The organism is Amycolatopsis sp. (assembly GCF_035276945.1).
Taxonomy (GTDB): Bacteria; Actinomycetota; Actinomycetes; order Mycobacteriales; family Pseudonocardiaceae; genus Amycolatopsis_E.
In genome coordinates this window covers 47786-62452 of sequence record NZ_DATELF010000143.1, presented here as the reverse complement: position 1 = coordinate 62452, position 14667 = coordinate 47786, and the positions used below count along the sequence as shown (strand labels likewise).

Below are 14667 nucleotides of genomic sequence, written 5' to 3'. Positions count from 1 at the left end.
GCCCTGGACGCGGCCATCCGCGCGCCGTCTCCGCACAACTCGCAGCCGTGGCGGTTCGAGGTGACCGGCGAGCGGATCGACGTCTTCCTCGACACCGGGCGGGTCCTCGACGTCGCCGACCGCGACGCCCGCGAAGCGAGGCTGTCGTGCGGCGCGGCCATCCTCAACATGCGCGTCGCCCTGCTGGCCGCGGGACGGACCGCCGTGGTGCACCTGCTGCCCGACTCGTCCCGCGACGACCACCTGGCGACCCTGCGGATCCGGGGGACACGGTTCCCCGCACCCGCCGACATCGCGCTGGCCAGGGCGATCGGCATCCGGCGGAGCAACCGGCGGCCGTTCACCGACCGTCCGCTGCCGGCGAAGGTCCGGCAGGCGATGATCGAAGCGGCGAGCGCGGAGGGCGCCGAACTCGTCCTGCTGGAGCACCCCGGCGATCTCGACGCTTTCGCCGCCCTGCTGCGGCACGCCGAGCACGTGCAGAGCGAAGACCCGGAGTTCCTGGCGGAACTGGCCCGGTGGACCGCCACCGGGAGCGCCCGTGACGACGGCGTCCCGGCCATCGCGGGCGGCCCACGACCCGCGCCCGGCAGCTTGCTGGCGCCGCGGAGTTTCGCCGTGGACGGCGCCCGGCCGGACCGGCCGTACGAGCGGGAACCGCTCGTGGCGGTGCTCAACTCGTTCACCGACACGCCATTGGCCCAGCTCCGTACCGGTCAGGGTATGCAGCGGGTGCTGCTCACCGCGACCAACGCCGGGGTGAGCGCGTCGTTCCTGTCCCAGCCGGTCGAGATCCCGGCGACCCGGGCCGCGCTGCGGGAACTGCTCGGCGGGCGGTCGCAGCCTCAGGTCGTGCTGCGCTTCGGTTACGGCTTCGCCGCGCCCGCCACGCGACGCCGCGCCGTGGAAACCGTCACTCGGATCCTGGAGGTCACATGACGTGGTCGAGCGCCGACATCGCCGTACTCGCCCGTGCGGTCAGCCACGCACCCTCGGTGCACAACACCCAGCCCTGGACCCTCGAAGCACACGCGGACCACGTCGACCTGTACGAACGCTTCGAGGGGGCCTGGGGGCTCGCGCCCAGGCGGGGTCCGGAGGGCGCACCACCAGAGGGGACTGTCGCGCTGCCGCGGCACGACCCGGCGGGCCGGGACCGGACGATCTCCTGCGGCGCGGCACTGGCCAACCTCGCGCTCGCGGTCCGCGCCCTGGGCTGGGCGGCCGAGGTCGCGCTGCTGCCCGAGCCCGCGCAACCGGGCCTGGTCGCCCGGATCCACGCGAGGGGACGCGCAAATCCCACCGCCACGGAAACCGAACGTTACGCCGCGATCTTCCGGCGGCACAGCTACCGCGGGCCGTTCGGCCTGGAACCGGTCCCCCGCGATTCCTTGCGGGGGCTGGCGGGTGCGGCGAGTGAACCGGGCGTGCAGATACGGATCATCGAACCGCGGACCGAATGCGGCGCCCTGGCCGAACTGTTCGGCCACGCGGCCTTGGTGATCCGCGACGACAGCGCCTACCAGCGGGAGTTGGCGGCGTGGAGCGTCGGGCCGAGCGGCACCACGGTCCCGTGGGGAGGGCTCGTTCGCGCGGACACCCACGTGCCCGACACGGTGACGCTCACCGAGCGGCTGATGCACGAAGGCATCCTGTTGCTGCTCACGCCCGACGACACGCGGCTCTGCCATCTGGTGGCCGGGGCTGCGATGCAGCAGGTCTGGCTGGCCGCGATCGTCCAGGGGATGGTGGCGGCCGCGCTGACCCAGCCGCTGCATCTGCCCGAGGTCCGCGCGGGCCTGATCGAGCGGCTCGGCCTCGCCGGCTACCCGCAGTTGTTCCTGCGGGTGGGCCACCCCGCGCGCGCCGAACTTTCGCCCCAGGAGAGCCGGCGCCCGGCCGATTCGGTTGTTTTTCCATAGAACACAAGGGATTCGGGAGGATCACATGGCCGTTGGGAACTCGGTCGTCGTGGGGGTGGACGGGTCGGACACGGCGCTGGAGGCGGTGCGCTGGGCCGCCGCGGAGGCACGGCTGCGGCGGCTCCGCGTGGACATCCTGTACGCGTGGGGGATCACGGCCGCCCACTATGGCGACGGGATTCCCTTACCCGCCAATGTCTTCGACGTGTTCGAAGAGTCGGCGAGGCGAGTGCTGGCCGAGGCGGTGGAGGTTGCCCGGCGGGAGGCGCCGGATGTGCGGGCCGAGGCGGAGAACACGGGAGAGCCGCCCATTCCGATGCTGGTCTCCCGGTCGCGCCGGGCGCGGATGATCGTGCTCGGCTCGACCGGGCGGGGTGGCTTCGCCGGGATGCTGGCGGGGTCGACCGCGGTCGCGGTGAGCACGCACGCGCATTGCCCGGTCGCGGTGATCCGCGGTGCGCGGCGCGACGGCCCGGTCGTGCTCGGCGTGGACGGCAGCCCGGCGGGGGAGCCCGCGGTCGCGCTCGCGTTCGAGGAAGCGTCGCAGCGCAATGTCCCGCTGGTCGCGGTGCACGCGTGGTCCGACTTCGACTTGGACAGCGTTTACGGCAGCCCCCGCTACACCGGCGACTCACGCACGTTCGCCGAGGACGAGCGGCGGCTGCTCGCGGAGGTGCTGGCGGGCTGGCAGGAGAAGTACCCCGACGTGTCGGTGGAACGCGTGGTCCGCAAGGACCGGCCGCGGCACGAACTGCTGAAGGCCTCGGGCAGCGCGCAACTCGTCGTGGTCGGCAGCCGCGGGCGCGGCGGGTTCCGCGGCCTGCTGCTCGGGTCGACCAGCCAGGCGCTCATCCACCACGCCGACTGCCCGGTGCTGATCACGCGAGGTGCCCGGTGAACGGCAGACCGATCGTGGTCGGCATCGACGGCACGGCCGCCGCCCGGCGTGCCGTGTGGTGGGGTGTCGACGAGGCGGTGAAACGGCGGGCCCCGCTGCTGCTGATCCACGGCTACGGGGTGCCCGACGCGTTCTACGGCGAGGAGGTGCCGCCCGCGGAGTGGCTGGCGGACAAGGAAAAGCAGTCCCACGACTGGCTGGCCGAGGCGCTGGAGATCGCCAACCGGGCGAATCCCGCGCTCGAGGTGTCGACAAGGTCCTTTCTGGATGCTCCGATCCCGATGCTGATCGGGGAGTCGGAATCGGCCGGGATGATCGTGCTCGGCTCGACGACGCGGAGCCTGCTCGGCGAGCTGGTGATGGGCTCGACGGCGATATCGCTCGCCGCCCACGCCCGCTGCCCGGTGGCCGTGGTCCGCGGCCGCGACCGCCGGCTGATCGGGGAGGACGAACCCGTGGTGGTCGGCGTCGACGGCAGCTCACTGTCCGACGCCGCGATCGCGCTGGCCTTCGAAGAGGCGTCGCTGCGCGGCGTCCCGCTGATCACGGTCCGCGCCCACGGCGGCTGGGAGCGCCCGCCCGAAGCCGATCAGGAGTCGGTGACGGCTTGGCGGGAGCGCTACCCGGAGGTGCCCCTCCGGCGCGTCGTCGCCCGGGACGACCCGAGGCAACTGCTGCTGGACTGGACGGGGCGGGCGCAACTGGTGGTGGTCGGCAGCCGCGGCCGGGGCGGGTTCCGCGGCCTGCTGCTGGGCTCGACCAGCCACGCGATGATCCACCACACCGACTGCCCGGTGCTCGTCGCCCGGTCCGGCACGAAGAGTTGAATCCGGTGTGAACCTCCGGCTCGGAGCGGCCGTGTTCCTCCCGAGGAGAATGGAGGAACCATGCTCAGCAGGATGGTGGGCGGCCTGATGGTGACGGCCATGGCCCTGACCGGGTGCGCGACGGCCGCCGACGACTCGGCGTCGGCAACGGAGAACCAGGCCGACATCACCTTTTCCCAGCAGATGATCCCGCACCACCAGCAGTCGATCCAGCTGGCCGACCTCACCACGGGGCGCGCCAGGTCGGAGAAGGTCAAGACGCTCGCGAACGAGATCAAGTCCAAGGAGAACGCCCAGATCGAGACGATGACCGGCTGGCTCAAGTCGTGGCACGCCGAGATGCCGATGAACCACGACATGCCCGGCATGACCATGCGCGGGATGCTGTCGGCGTCCGACGTCACGGCGGTGCAGAACGCGCCGGCGGCGCAGTTCGACCGGGCATGGCTGACCCTCATGGCCCGCCACCTCGGCAACGGCGTGGAGATGGCGAAGACCGTGCTGAGCTCCGGCAAGCACCCGGGCACCAAGTCGCTGGCGCAGGAGATCGTGACCGAACAGCAGGCGGAGATCACGGAGATCAACCAGACGCTCGCCGCGTGAGGTCAGCGGCGTCTGAACTCCTTGACCGCCTTGCCGACGATCTCGGTGGGGGAGTCGGCCAGATCGGCGACCCAGCCCCGCTCGTCCGCTTCGAGCGGCTCGAGGTCGGCGAACTGGGAGTCCAGCAGCGCCACCGGCATGAAATGCCCGGTGCGCTCGCGCATGCGCCGGGCGATCACCTCCCGCGGCCCGTCGAGGTGCAGGAACCACAGGTCGCCGCCGCTGCGCAGCACGTCCCGGTACCGCCGTTTCAGCGCGGACGAGGAGACCACGCCGCCGCCGGCGGCGGCGTGGTCCCGGATCCATTCCGCGATGGCCCGCAGCCACGGCCAGCGGTCCTCGTCGGTGAGGGGGACGCCGGAGGACATCTTCTCGATGTTCGCCGCCGGGTGGAAGCGGTCGGCCTCGGCGTATTCGGTGCCCAGCTCCCTGGCCAGCGCCTCGCCGACCGTGGTCTTGCCAGAACCGGCCACACCCATCACCACGACGACGGTCACGCGCTCCTCCGGTCGGTAGGCCCGGTCCCGAAAATACCGGTTCAGGATTGGGCGGAGTCGTGCGCCCGCTTCAGTTCGGCGATGTCGAGTTTCTTCATCTTGTACATGGCCTCGGTGGCGGCGCGGGCCTTGACCGGGTCGGGATCGCCGATCAGCTCGTGCAACTGCTTCGGGACGATCTGCCACGACAGGCCGTAGCGGTCCTTCAGCCAGCCGCACGGGCCTTCCTCGCCACCCTCGGACAGCTTGGCCCACAGCTCGTCCACCTCCTCCTGCGTCTGGCAGGTGACGGAGAACGAGATCGCTTCGGTGAACTTGAACTCCGGGCCACCGTTGAGCGCGATGAACGGGACCCCGTCGAGTTCGAAGCCCACCGTCATCACCGACCCGGCCGGCCGCGGCCCGGCCTCTCCGTAGCGGCTCACGTCGGTGATCTTCGAGTTCGGGAAGATCGAGGTGTAGAGCCGCGCCGCCTCTTCGGCCTGGCTGTCGAACCACAGGAACGGGACGATCTTCTGCACGGCGTTTCCCCTTTCCGGAAAGTTGACCTGCCAGGTAGACCGGGCGGCGGTGGAAAATTCGTCGGTGCGCGGGCCATCGGCTACAGGTGTGAAGCAGGCGGAGAGCGGGTACCCCGGCCGGATGATTCGCGACCAGCTGCTCGACGACCGGGGCCGGGTCGGGTTCTTCACCGACACCTCGGTGTGCATCGGCTGCAAAGCCTGCGAGGTGGCCTGCAAGGAATGGAACGGCGTGCCCGACACCGGGCTCGACCTGCTCGGCATGTCCTACGACAACACCGGCCAGCTCGGCGCGAACTCATGGCGCCATGTCGCCTTCATCGAACGGCGGCCGGTCGACCTGGGGATGCCGTCCGTGCTCCCGGAAGGCCCGCTGGGGGCAAGCTCCCAGACCCCCTTCGACCTGCCGGGGGCGACCGCTCCGGAGGAGACCCGTACGGACTTCCGCTGGCTGATGAGCTCCGACGTGTGCAAGCACTGCACCGAAGCGGGCTGCCTCGACGTGTGCCCGACGGGGGCACTGTTCCGGACCGAGTTCGGCAGCGTCGTCGTGCAGCCGGACATCTGCAACGGCTGCGGCTACTGCGTCTCGGCCTGCCCGTACGGCGTGATCGACCGGCGCGAAGACGACGGAAGGGCATGGAAGTGCACGTTGTGCTACGACCGCCTGCGCGACGGCATGGAACCCGCCTGTGCCAAGGCCTGCCCGACCGACTCGATCCAGTTCGGGCCGCTCGACGAGCTGCGTGAGCGGGCCGCGCGCCGGGTCGAGGCACTGCACGACGAAGGCGTGACGGACGCCCGGCTGTACGGGAACGACCCGGACGACGGGGTCGGCGGCAATGGTGCCTTCTTCCTGCTGCTCGACGAGCCGGAGGTCTACGGTCTGCCACCGGATCCCGTGGTGCCGACCAGGGCCGCGCCGTCGATGTGGAAGTTCGCCGGGGTGGCGGCCTCGGCGCTGGTGGCCGCCGTGGTGTCGGCGTTCTGGGGAAAATCATGACGTCGTACTACGGCAGGCCGGTGCTCAAGCCGCCGGTATGGGAATGGAAGATCCCGGGCTACCTGTTCACCGGCGGGCTCTCCGCCGGTTCCGCCCTGCTCGGCGCGGGCGGTGACCTGACCGGCCGCCCCGCACTGCGGCGCGCGGGACGGCTGGGCGCCCTGGCCAGTCTCGGCGTGAGCACTTACCTGCTGGTCGCCGACCTCGGCAGGCCGGGCCGGTTCCACCACATGCTCCGGGTCGCGAGACCGACGTCGCCGATGAGCGTGGGCAGCTGGCTCCTGATGGCGTATGCGCCGGGCACGGGAGTCGCCGCGCTGTCCGAGCTGGTGCCGCGGCGGCTGCCGCCCCGGTGGCGGCCGGTCGTGCGGGCGGCCGGGCTGGAGTCGGCCACCGTGGCTCCCGCCGTCGCCTGCTACACGGCCGTCCTGCTTTCGCAGACCGCGGTACCCGCCTGGCACGAAGCCCACCGCGAGCTCCCGTTCGTCTTCGCCGGCTCCGCCGCCGCGAGCTCCGGCGGTCTCGGCATGCTGTTCGCCCCGGTCGAGGAGGCCGGCACGGCCCGCGTCTTCGCCGCCTACGGCGGGGTCACCGAGCTGGTCCTGTCGCGCGTGCTGGAAAACCGGCCCGGCCTTCTCCGGGAGGTTTACCGGACCGGCCGGGCGCACCGGCTGCGGAAGTGGTCGGAGGCGCTGACCGCGGCCGGGCTGGTGAGCGGCATCGCCGCCCGCCGGAGCCGGGCGGCCGCGGTCGTCTCCGGGCTGGCGCTGCTGGCCGGCAGCGCGCTGCAGCGGTTCGGCGTGTTCGAGGCCGGTGTCGCTTCCACCAGGGACCCGAAGTACGTCGTCGAACCCCAGCGGGAACGCCTCAGGGCAGCATCTTCCGGATCCCGTCCCGTACCCGGTCCATGATGGCCGCGGGCGGGCCGAGCAGGATGTTCGCCACCGAGCTTTCCATGCCGGGGTGGGGGCGCGTCGGCGCGATGGCTTCGGCCGCCCGCACGGTGGCGGCCATCGCCTCCAGCCGCTTCTGCTCGGTTTCCCGCCGTAGCATCGGAAACTCTTCGCGTTCCTCGTGCTGGGCGTGGGCGATGACGTCGTCACGCAACTGCAGCAGCAAGATGTCGAAGCCCTCCGCGTCCGGGCCCATATCGTCCAATGTGGACAGAAGTTCCTTGGCGCGGTGCTCCTCACCGACCCGGGCGTCCGCCACGGCGTCCCCGCCCTGGATCCGCCGCACCTCGGGGTGTACCAGTTCCTCCTCGGCGGTCTCGTGCACCGACAACAGCCGGACCAGGCTGTGGAACGCCTCCTTGCGCTGGTCCCCCTTCGCCTGCTCCACCTCGTCGAACAGTTCGCGGATCTGGAGATGCTGGCGTTCCAGCAACGTCACCACGTCTTCTTCGGCCACGGGTTCCTCCTCCCAATCGCTTGCCGTTCAGGGGTACCCGGGCGCGCCGCGTCCACTCACCGGAAGAGCGCCGACAGCTCGACGCGCGAGCGGATGCCGAGTTTGGCGAAGATGTTGCGGAGATGGTGGTCGACCGTGCGTGGGCTGAGGAACAGTTGCGCGGCGATCTCGCGGTTCGTCGCGCCTTCGGTGACCAGGCGGGATATCTGCGCCTGCTGCGGGGTGAGGTCACCGATGCTCGCACGGCCCTCCGGCTCGACGGACTCGCCTGCCGCGCGGAGTTCGGCACGGGCGCGGTCGGACCAGTAAGCCGCGTCGTAACGCTGGAACGTCTTCCAGGCGTTACGCAGGTGCTCGCGCGCGGCTCGCGGCTTCCGGTTGCGCCGCAAGCGTTCGCCGTAGAACAGTTCGGTCTTGGCCAGCTCGAACGGCCGGTCACCGCGCCGGTGCAGCCGCACGGCCTCGCGGAACCGCTCGTCCGCCTCGGTGCCGCTGGCCAGCAGCGCCTGGCACCGCTGGGAGAGCGCGAGCTGGCCGGGGTTGCGGGTGCTGCACGCCCAGTCGTCGAAGACTTCGAGCGCGTGGGTCGCCTTCTTGCGTTCCCCGCAGCGCACCGCCGCCTCGATGAAGTGCGGGGTGGCCATGATCCGCACGAACGGGCTGCTGCCGTCCAGGCCGGTGATCACCGGGCGAAGCCGGGTGAGCGCGTCCGAGGGCCGTTCTTCGGCCAGGTCGAGGCAGGCCAGCGCCCACCTGGTGACGGCGCTGGGCCAGGCGAGCCTGCGCCCGCGGGCCTGGTCCGCTGCGGTGGTCAGGCGGGCTTGCGTGGTGTCCTTGTCGCCCTGCAACGCGGCGATCAGGGCGAGCAGGCACAGGTGGCTGATGGTGGAGTTGTGGTGCTTCGCCGCCTGGGCCAGCCGCAATCCTTCCACCGCGCTGGTCAGGGCCGACGGGTAATGGTCCAGCCGGAGCGCGGTGTGGGCCAGGAACTCCAGCGCCCGCGGCGTGTGGACCCCGGTCCCGTCGGCGCGGGCCACATTGACCGCCTGCGCGGCCAGGTGATGGGCCCGCCGGTCGTCCCCGCGCACGAGCGCGGCCAGGCAGCCCCAGAACTTCGGCGTGCACCCGTGCACCTGCCCGGCCAGCGTGACCACCCGGTGCAGCGGCTCCTTCGCACGGTCGTACTCACCCTGCACCATCGCGGACAGACCGGCGCAGTGATCGCGCATCAGCCGCACCAGCGGATCGTCATGGCCGGACAACGCCCTCACCCGCCGTGCGGTGGCGATGTAGCCATCGAAGTTCCCGGCCGCGATGCTCGCCTCACCCGCGCGCATCAGAGCGGTGATGGCCAGGGCTAGGTTCGTCCCGGTCAGCCGGTCGGCGGCGTCGAGCAGGATCTGGTGCCCCACCGTCGGCACTCCCTCCCGCAGTTCGATCTCGCCCTCGAGGATGTCGGCGAGACTCCGCACGGTGTCGTTGCCCGCCATCGGGCGCAGGGTGCGGAGCAGTGCCCGGCTGCGGTGGGTGTGGCCCGAGAGCCAGAAGTCGCGCGCGGCGGTGATCAGCCGCAGCGCCTTGGCGTCCGGATCGGCGGTCAGTTCGGCCGCCTGCTGGTAGGCACGGGAGGACGATTCGTAGTCCTTCGATCTCCGGGCCTTGCCGGCGGCGAGGTCGAGCTCGTCCGCCAGTGGCTCGTTGGGTTTCGGCGCGGTCGCCGCCCGGTGCCAGAGTGCCTTCAGGCGCTGCTCCGCGCGGTCGAGCACGCCGGCCAGCAGGTCGTGCGTGGCGCGCCGGTCGGACAGCGGGGCGTCGGCGTAGAGGGAGGAGCTGATCAGCCGGGTGGGTATCTCGGCCCGCTGACCCGAGACTCTCAGGAGCCCGGAGGAGGCGGCCTCGTCCAGTGCGTGGAGATCGATCCCGGCGTGCGCCGCCGCGCGAACCACCGTGTCGAGGTCGAGCGCCTCGTCGGCCACGGCGAGCAGGACCAGCTTTCGCGCGTCTGGTGAAAGCGCTTCCAACCGCTCCCGGTGTCGGGTGCGCAGGCTGCTGTTCGCGGGGAGCGAAACCGGGGGAGGCTTCGTTCCGGCCAGTTGTTCGAGGCTGAGCGCCGACACCAGTTCGACCAGCGCCTGCGGGTTCCCGGAGGCCAGCGAAACCAGTTCTTCGCACAGCTCGGGGGAAAGCCCGTCGGGGACGTGGTCGTGCAGGATCTGCTGCCCGGCGACATCGCTCACGGGGTCCAGGACCAGCCGGGGAAGCCGGGTCGGCCGCTCCGGGCAACCGGCGAACAGCAGGATCACCGGGTCGCCGCCCAGCCGCCTGGCGGCGAACACCAGCGCCGCCCTGGACACCTCGTCGAGCAACGGGAAATCGTCCGCGCAGCACAGCACGGGCTGGTCACGGGCGACCTTGGCGAGCAGTCCGGTGACCGCCGAGTACACCGCGAAGGCGTTTTCTTCACTGGCGACGCCGGTCAGGTCGTGCTCGTCCAGTACCGGTCGCAGCAATTGGTGCAGACCGGCGAATGGAATCGTCCTTTCGGCCGACACGCCTTCGGCGTCCAACACCAGAAAATCCGAAGCGGCCGACTTCGCCGCCGCGAGCATGGCAGTTTTGCCCATACCCGCGTCGCCGTCGATCTCGAGTGCGCCGCCACGCCCGTCCTTTACGTGGGCGAGGAGTTGGTCGAGCGTGGCGAGTTCGCTGTAGCGGCCGCGGAGCATGGCGCCAAGTGTTGTGCCTGGGTAACGATTAGGGAAGGGACTGGCGATTTCACCGATGCATGCAGCGACTGATCGCACACAAGATGCGACGGCCGGAGTTACTGCTCAGTTCTATTCGGGAGGCCTCGATGCGTGCGCATGCGGGGAACGTAGCCGTGGACGATGACCGCCTGTCCGGGATCGCGGCACGAAGACACCGCCTGGCGGCGATCCTGCGGCCCGAACTGCCCAGCATCGTGGAGGAGCTGGTGCGCGAGGTCCGCCGGGCCTTGCCCGAGTACGGCCGGTTGCTCGACCAGGCGCAGGGCGCCGTGCTCAGACAGCGCGTCGAGTACATCGCGAAGCTGTTCGTCGACCTGGTCGAGTACCCGGAGCTGCCCAGGACCGAGTCGGACAAGACGTTCCGCGCGATCGGCCGTGCCGAAGGTCACGCCGGGCGCACACTCGATCCGCTGCACGCCGCGTTCCGCATCGGCGGGCGGCTCGCGTGGCGCCGCATCGCCCGCGTGGAGCGGCAGCGCGCGCTGTCCGCCAACGACGTGTCATGGCTGGCCGAGCGGCTGTTCGCGTTCCTCGACGAGCTCACCGCACTGTCCGTCCAGGGGTACCGCCAGGCACAGGACCAGGCCCGCGACGCCGGCCACGGGCTCCGCCGGAGGCTGCTGCAGCTCGTGCTCAAGCGGCCGGCCGTGTCGCGCGCGGTGATCACCGACCTGGCCAGGGCGGCCGGCTGGACGGTACCCGAACAATGCGCCATGGTGGCGCTGGACGCCGAGCCGAGCGGACGTCTGCACCCCGACCCGACGCTGGGCGCCGACGTGCTGGCCGACCTGCGCGAGCCCGAGCCGTGTGTGCTGGTGCCCGGGCCGGTCACGCCCGAACGGCTCCAGCGGCTGTCGATGGCCTTCCGCGGTGCGCACATCGCGATCGGCCCCACCGTGGCGCTGGGCGACGCCGCCGCGTCCCTGCGTTGGGCACGCCACGCACTGCGCCTGGTCGGCGACGGCGTGCTGCCCGACGTCCCGGTGACGGTGTGCGCCGAGCACTGGTCGACCCTGTGGCTGCTCACCGACCCCGCGCTGCTGCGGCAGGTCACCAAGCGGCGGCTGTCACCGCTCGCGCAGTTCCCGGTCAAGCAGCGGTCACGGCTGGCCGGCACGCTGTTCGCCTGGCTACGCGCGCAGGGCAATGTGCAGGAGACCGCGGCCAAGCTCAAGGTGCACCCGCGCACGGTGCGGTACCGGATGCGGCAGATCGAGACGGCGTTCGGCGACGACCTGCGTGATTCGGACGCCAGGTTCGAGATCGAGGCGGCGCTGCGGGCGCTGGAACTGCTCGGCGTTCCGTACAGCTCATGAACGGAGCACCCGCCGGCCGCGCCGGCGGCTGCTCGACCAGTTGATCTCCGGCCGCGGGCGGGACCGGGTGGCGGCCACCGGCACCGCCCGGCTCGCGGGCTGGCCGAAGCCCGACAGCGTGCGCGTCGTGGTCGTGGACGGCCCGGCCCACACCCGCTTCGCGGGACCTGGCCCACCCCGGGTGCTGGTGTCCGATCCGGTGGGCCGGGAGTGGACCGAGACGGCCGCCGGCGGGTCATCCTGGGGCCGATCGTCCTGCTGAACGACGCCGCCCGGTCCCTGCGGCAGGCCATGGAGGTCCGCGAACTCGTGGTGGCCGGCCCTGCTGCCCAGCGCGCGGCCGATGTGGCGCGAGGACCACCTGCGCGCACTGCTGCTGATGTGCCACCGGGGCCTGGTCAAGCAGCGGGCCGACCGGACGCTGGCCGCAGGAAGCGGGCCGGCGCCAGGTTCACCTTGCTGGCCTGGCTGCGGCCCGCGGGAATCTCGCGGAGGTCGCCGGGCTGCTTGTGGCTGCGTCCGCGGACGATCCGTTACCGATGAAGGAGCTGAACCGGCTCTTCGGCGACCGGCTCGACGACCGGGTTCCGGTTCGACCTGGAACTGGTGCTTCGCGCGCTGAACGCGGTCTACGCCGGCTACACCGAGCACGACGCGCTGCCGAGGCTGGAACGTCTGCTGCGCAAGCGCGGCATCCGCGATCTCGCCGACCGCCCCTGCTCCACCGGACACCCCCGGTTCTTCTGGGGGAAGGAAACCCCCAAACCCTTGATGTCTTCCGGGGCAGCCCCCAGGCCCTCTTGCCGGTCGGGCGCTCCCGCGGCGGGGAGGAGGCGCCGTGGCTGGTTGTTACCGCAGTTTCTGGGCCGCGAAATCGGCGGCCTTGGTCGCGCTTCCGTCGAAGCCGTGGGTCAGGTGCGCGAGCACATTGGCGCCCGCGCCGCACGCCGGATCCCCGGTATTGCACAGGTCGATCGCCTTGGCGCCGGATCTCGGGCTGTTTCCGGCGATGTTCCGCCCGGACAGGCAACCGCTGCCACCGGTTGTCCAGATCGGGCGGAATCGAATCGCCGGAGCCGAGCAAAGTGGGGATGCCGAGTGCGATGTCGGTGGCGCTCGCGCCCTGCGAATTTCGTGTTCGGGCACTGCTGCGCGACCTGCTTGACGTGCTTGGTCATGTCGGTCGCACCGGCCGCAGAACGTCCGCCGCGTAGTCGACACCGTAGGTGTTCACGGACTTCCCGGGCAGCCTCGATTTCGTGCCGTCCGCGAGCGGGTTGCCGACGATGCCGGAACCGGGCGGTTCGAGGGTGCCGCGGGCGGACACCACCTCCACGTCGGCGCGGGCGGCGGCATTCGTTACCCCCGCGGAGAATGTGCACACACCCGCCACGCGGTCGTGACGGACAGCCCGATCAAAGCACGTTTGAGCACGGAAGCTGAATGCATTTCAATGATTTTCCTTTTCCTTCGTCGTCGTTTCCTGCTGGCCGAGCGAAGGGAAGAGTACCGCTGCAAATCGGTACAAGCACGCCGAATCGACGGCTTCTTTTGTTGCCGGCACGCTATTCGTTGCCGGACTGGTACGGTTCCGGCAAGGCCGGTGCGCCCATTACCCTGGCCGTTGTCCCGGAGTACACAACAGGAGGTGCGTGTGGAAGCGAGGCCACTGGACGGCATCACGGTCGTCAGCCTGGAACAGGCCGTGGCGGCCCCGCTGGCCACGCGGCACCTCGCGGACCTGGGCGCGCGTGTGATCAAGATCGAGCGGGTCGACGGCGGTGACTTCGCGCGGGCCTACGACACCGCGGTGCGCGGGATGGGCTCGCATTTCGTATGGCTCAACCGGGGCAAGGAATCCGTCACGCTCGACGTGAAGACCCCCGAAGGGCTCGGGCTGCTGCGTGAGCTGATCGCGGGAGCCGACGTGTTCCTGCAGAACCTCGCCCCCGGCGCGGCCGCGCGGCTCGGCCTCGCCGCCGGGACGCTGCGGTCGGAGCGGCCAGAGCTGATCGTCGTGGACATGTCCGGGTACGGCCCCTCGGGGCCTTACCGCGACCGGCGCGCGTACGACCTGCTCGTGCAGAGCGAAGGCGGGCTCGTGTCGATCACCGGGAAGCCGGACTCACCCGCCAAGACCGGCATCCCGACCGCCGACATCGCCGCCGGGATGTATGCCTATTCCGGGGTCCTCGCGGCCGTGCTCAGGCGGTTCAGGACCGGTGTGGGCGCGCACCTCGAGGTGTCGATGCTGGACGCGGTCGCGGAGTGGATGGGGTATCCGCTGTACGTCACCGCGTACACCGGTGAGCAGCCGCCCCGCGCCGGCCTGAGCCATCCCGTGATCGCGCCCTACGACGCCTATCCGGCGGCGGACGGCGAGGTGCTGATCGGGATCCAGAACGACCGCGGCTGGGCGCGGCTGGCCACCGATGTCATCGGGCGGCCGGAGCTGGTCACCGACCCGGACTTCGCGACGAACGTGGCGCGGGTCCGCAATCGGGCCCGGGTCGACGCCGTGGTGGCGGAGGCGACGAAGAAGTTCACCGCCGGCGAACTGGTGCGCAGACTCGACGAGGCGGGTATAGCGTCGGCGAGGCTGAACTCGGTGCGCCAGTTGATCGACCACCCGCAGTTGGCCGAGCGGGACCGGTGGCGCGAGGTGGACACGCCGGTCGGCAAGATCGACGCGTTGCTGCCGCCCACGACGTTCGCCGATGTCGAAGCCGCCATGGGCCCGGTCCCCGCGCTGGGCGAGCACACGGCTTCGGTACTCGCCGAACTGGGCCGCAACCCGGACGAGATCGCGGAACTGGCCGCGCGCGGGATCGTCTCGGTACCGTCCGGGCGGTGAAGATCCGGAAGCTACGACCCGGAGATGACCGACCCGGAAGCCCGCCTG

General features: G+C 71.0%; 16 protein-coding genes. 10 read left to right on the top strand and 6 right to left on the bottom strand.

Annotation, left to right across the window (positions count from 1 at the left end; translation table 11 throughout):
• The 5 genes from VJT49_RS25165 to VJT49_RS25145 form a co-directional block, all read left to right on the top strand.
• A partial coding sequence (locus tag VJT49_RS25165) for an Acg family FMN-binding oxidoreductase (protein ID WP_324167383.1) occupies nucleotides 1-939 on the top strand: 939 nt, incomplete at its 5' end.
• Nucleotides 936-1922, top strand: a complete 987-nt coding sequence (locus tag VJT49_RS25160) for a hypothetical protein (RefSeq protein WP_324167382.1) — start codon at nucleotides 936-938, stop codon at nucleotides 1920-1922. The genes VJT49_RS25165 and VJT49_RS25160, both read left to right, overlap by 4 nt.
• A 25-nt stretch (nucleotides 1923-1947) precedes the next feature.
• Nucleotides 1948-2820: a universal stress protein gene (locus VJT49_RS25155; protein WP_324167381.1), complete on the top strand. Its 873-nt coding sequence runs from the start codon at nucleotides 1948-1950 to the stop codon at nucleotides 2818-2820.
• Nucleotides 2817-3647: a universal stress protein gene (locus VJT49_RS25150; protein ID WP_324167380.1), complete on the top strand. Its 831-nt coding sequence runs from the start codon at nucleotides 2817-2819 to the stop codon at nucleotides 3645-3647. The genes VJT49_RS25155 and VJT49_RS25150 overlap by 4 nt, the downstream gene beginning before the upstream one ends.
• A gap of 60 nt (nucleotides 3648-3707) precedes the next feature.
• Nucleotides 3708-4250 carry a DUF305 domain-containing protein gene (locus VJT49_RS25145; RefSeq protein WP_324167379.1) on the top strand — a complete coding sequence of 181 codons (543 nt, stop codon included), beginning with the start codon at nucleotides 3708-3710 and terminating at the stop codon, nucleotides 4248-4250.
• A gap of 2 nt (nucleotides 4251-4252) precedes the next feature.
• Here the strand turns inward: VJT49_RS25145 and VJT49_RS25140 are convergent, their stop codons facing one another.
• Entirely contained in the window at nucleotides 4253-4747 is a 495-nt protein-coding gene (locus VJT49_RS25140) for a gluconokinase (protein WP_324167378.1), read from the bottom strand.
• Nucleotides 4748-4788: 41 nt separating this feature from the next.
• Nucleotides 4789-5268 (bottom strand): VOC family protein, encoded by a 480-nt coding sequence (locus VJT49_RS25135; protein ID WP_324167377.1) that lies wholly within the window; start codon nucleotides 5266-5268, stop codon nucleotides 4789-4791.
• A 121-nt stretch (nucleotides 5269-5389) separates the two neighbouring features.
• On the opposite strand from VJT49_RS25135, the gene VJT49_RS25130 reads away from it, so the two are divergent.
• Nucleotides 5390-6271: a 4Fe-4S dicluster domain-containing protein gene (locus VJT49_RS25130; RefSeq protein WP_324167376.1), complete on the top strand. Its 882-nt coding sequence runs from the start codon at nucleotides 5390-5392 to the stop codon at nucleotides 6269-6271.
• The gene (gene nrfD / locus VJT49_RS25125) at nucleotides 6268-7182 is read left to right on the top strand and encodes an NrfD/PsrC family molybdoenzyme membrane anchor subunit (RefSeq protein ID WP_324167375.1); all 915 of its coding nucleotides are present in this window, start codon (nucleotides 6268-6270) and stop codon (nucleotides 7180-7182) included. Before VJT49_RS25130 ends, nrfD begins: the two co-directional genes overlap by 4 nt.
• Here nrfD and VJT49_RS25120 read toward each other — a convergent pair.
• Entirely contained in the window at nucleotides 7139-7681 is a 543-nt protein-coding gene (locus VJT49_RS25120; RefSeq protein WP_324167374.1) for a hemerythrin domain-containing protein, read from the bottom strand. The genes nrfD and VJT49_RS25120 overlap by 44 nt on opposite strands.
• A 56-nt stretch (nucleotides 7682-7737) precedes the next feature.
• The gene (locus tag VJT49_RS25115; RefSeq protein WP_324167373.1) at nucleotides 7738-10407 is read right to left on the bottom strand and encodes a LuxR C-terminal-related transcriptional regulator; all 2670 of its coding nucleotides are present in this window, start codon (nucleotides 10405-10407) and stop codon (nucleotides 7738-7740) included.
• A 155-nt stretch (nucleotides 10408-10562) separates the two neighbouring features.
• Here VJT49_RS25115 and VJT49_RS25110 point away from each other — a divergent pair, with 155 nt between their 5' ends.
• On the top strand, nucleotides 10563-11765 hold the full coding sequence (locus tag VJT49_RS25110) for a helix-turn-helix domain-containing protein (RefSeq protein ID WP_324167372.1): 1203 nt from the start codon (nucleotides 10563-10565) through the stop codon (nucleotides 11763-11765).
• 40 nt (nucleotides 11766-11805) lie between these two features.
• Nucleotides 11806-12027, top strand: a complete 222-nt coding sequence (locus VJT49_RS25105; protein ID WP_324167371.1) for a hypothetical protein — start codon at nucleotides 11806-11808, stop codon at nucleotides 12025-12027.
• Nucleotides 12028-12614: 587 nt separating this feature from the next.
• On the opposite strand, the gene VJT49_RS35445 is transcribed toward VJT49_RS25105, so the two are convergent.
• The gene (locus VJT49_RS35445) at nucleotides 12615-12911 is read right to left on the bottom strand and encodes a cutinase family protein (RefSeq protein ID WP_414636090.1); all 297 of its coding nucleotides are present in this window, start codon (nucleotides 12909-12911) and stop codon (nucleotides 12615-12617) included.
• Nucleotides 12912-12939: 28 nt separating this feature from the next.
• Complete coding sequence (locus tag VJT49_RS25100; protein ID WP_324167370.1) at nucleotides 12940-13149, bottom strand: cutinase family protein; 210 nt, start codon at nucleotides 13147-13149, stop codon at nucleotides 12940-12942.
• A 264-nt stretch (nucleotides 13150-13413) separates the two neighbouring features.
• On the opposite strand from VJT49_RS25100, the gene VJT49_RS25095 reads away from it, so the two are divergent.
• Complete coding sequence (locus VJT49_RS25095; protein WP_414636089.1) at nucleotides 13414-14619, top strand: CaiB/BaiF CoA transferase family protein; 1206 nt, start codon at nucleotides 13414-13416, stop codon at nucleotides 14617-14619.
• The last annotated feature ends 48 nt before the right edge of the window (nucleotides 14620-14667 follow it).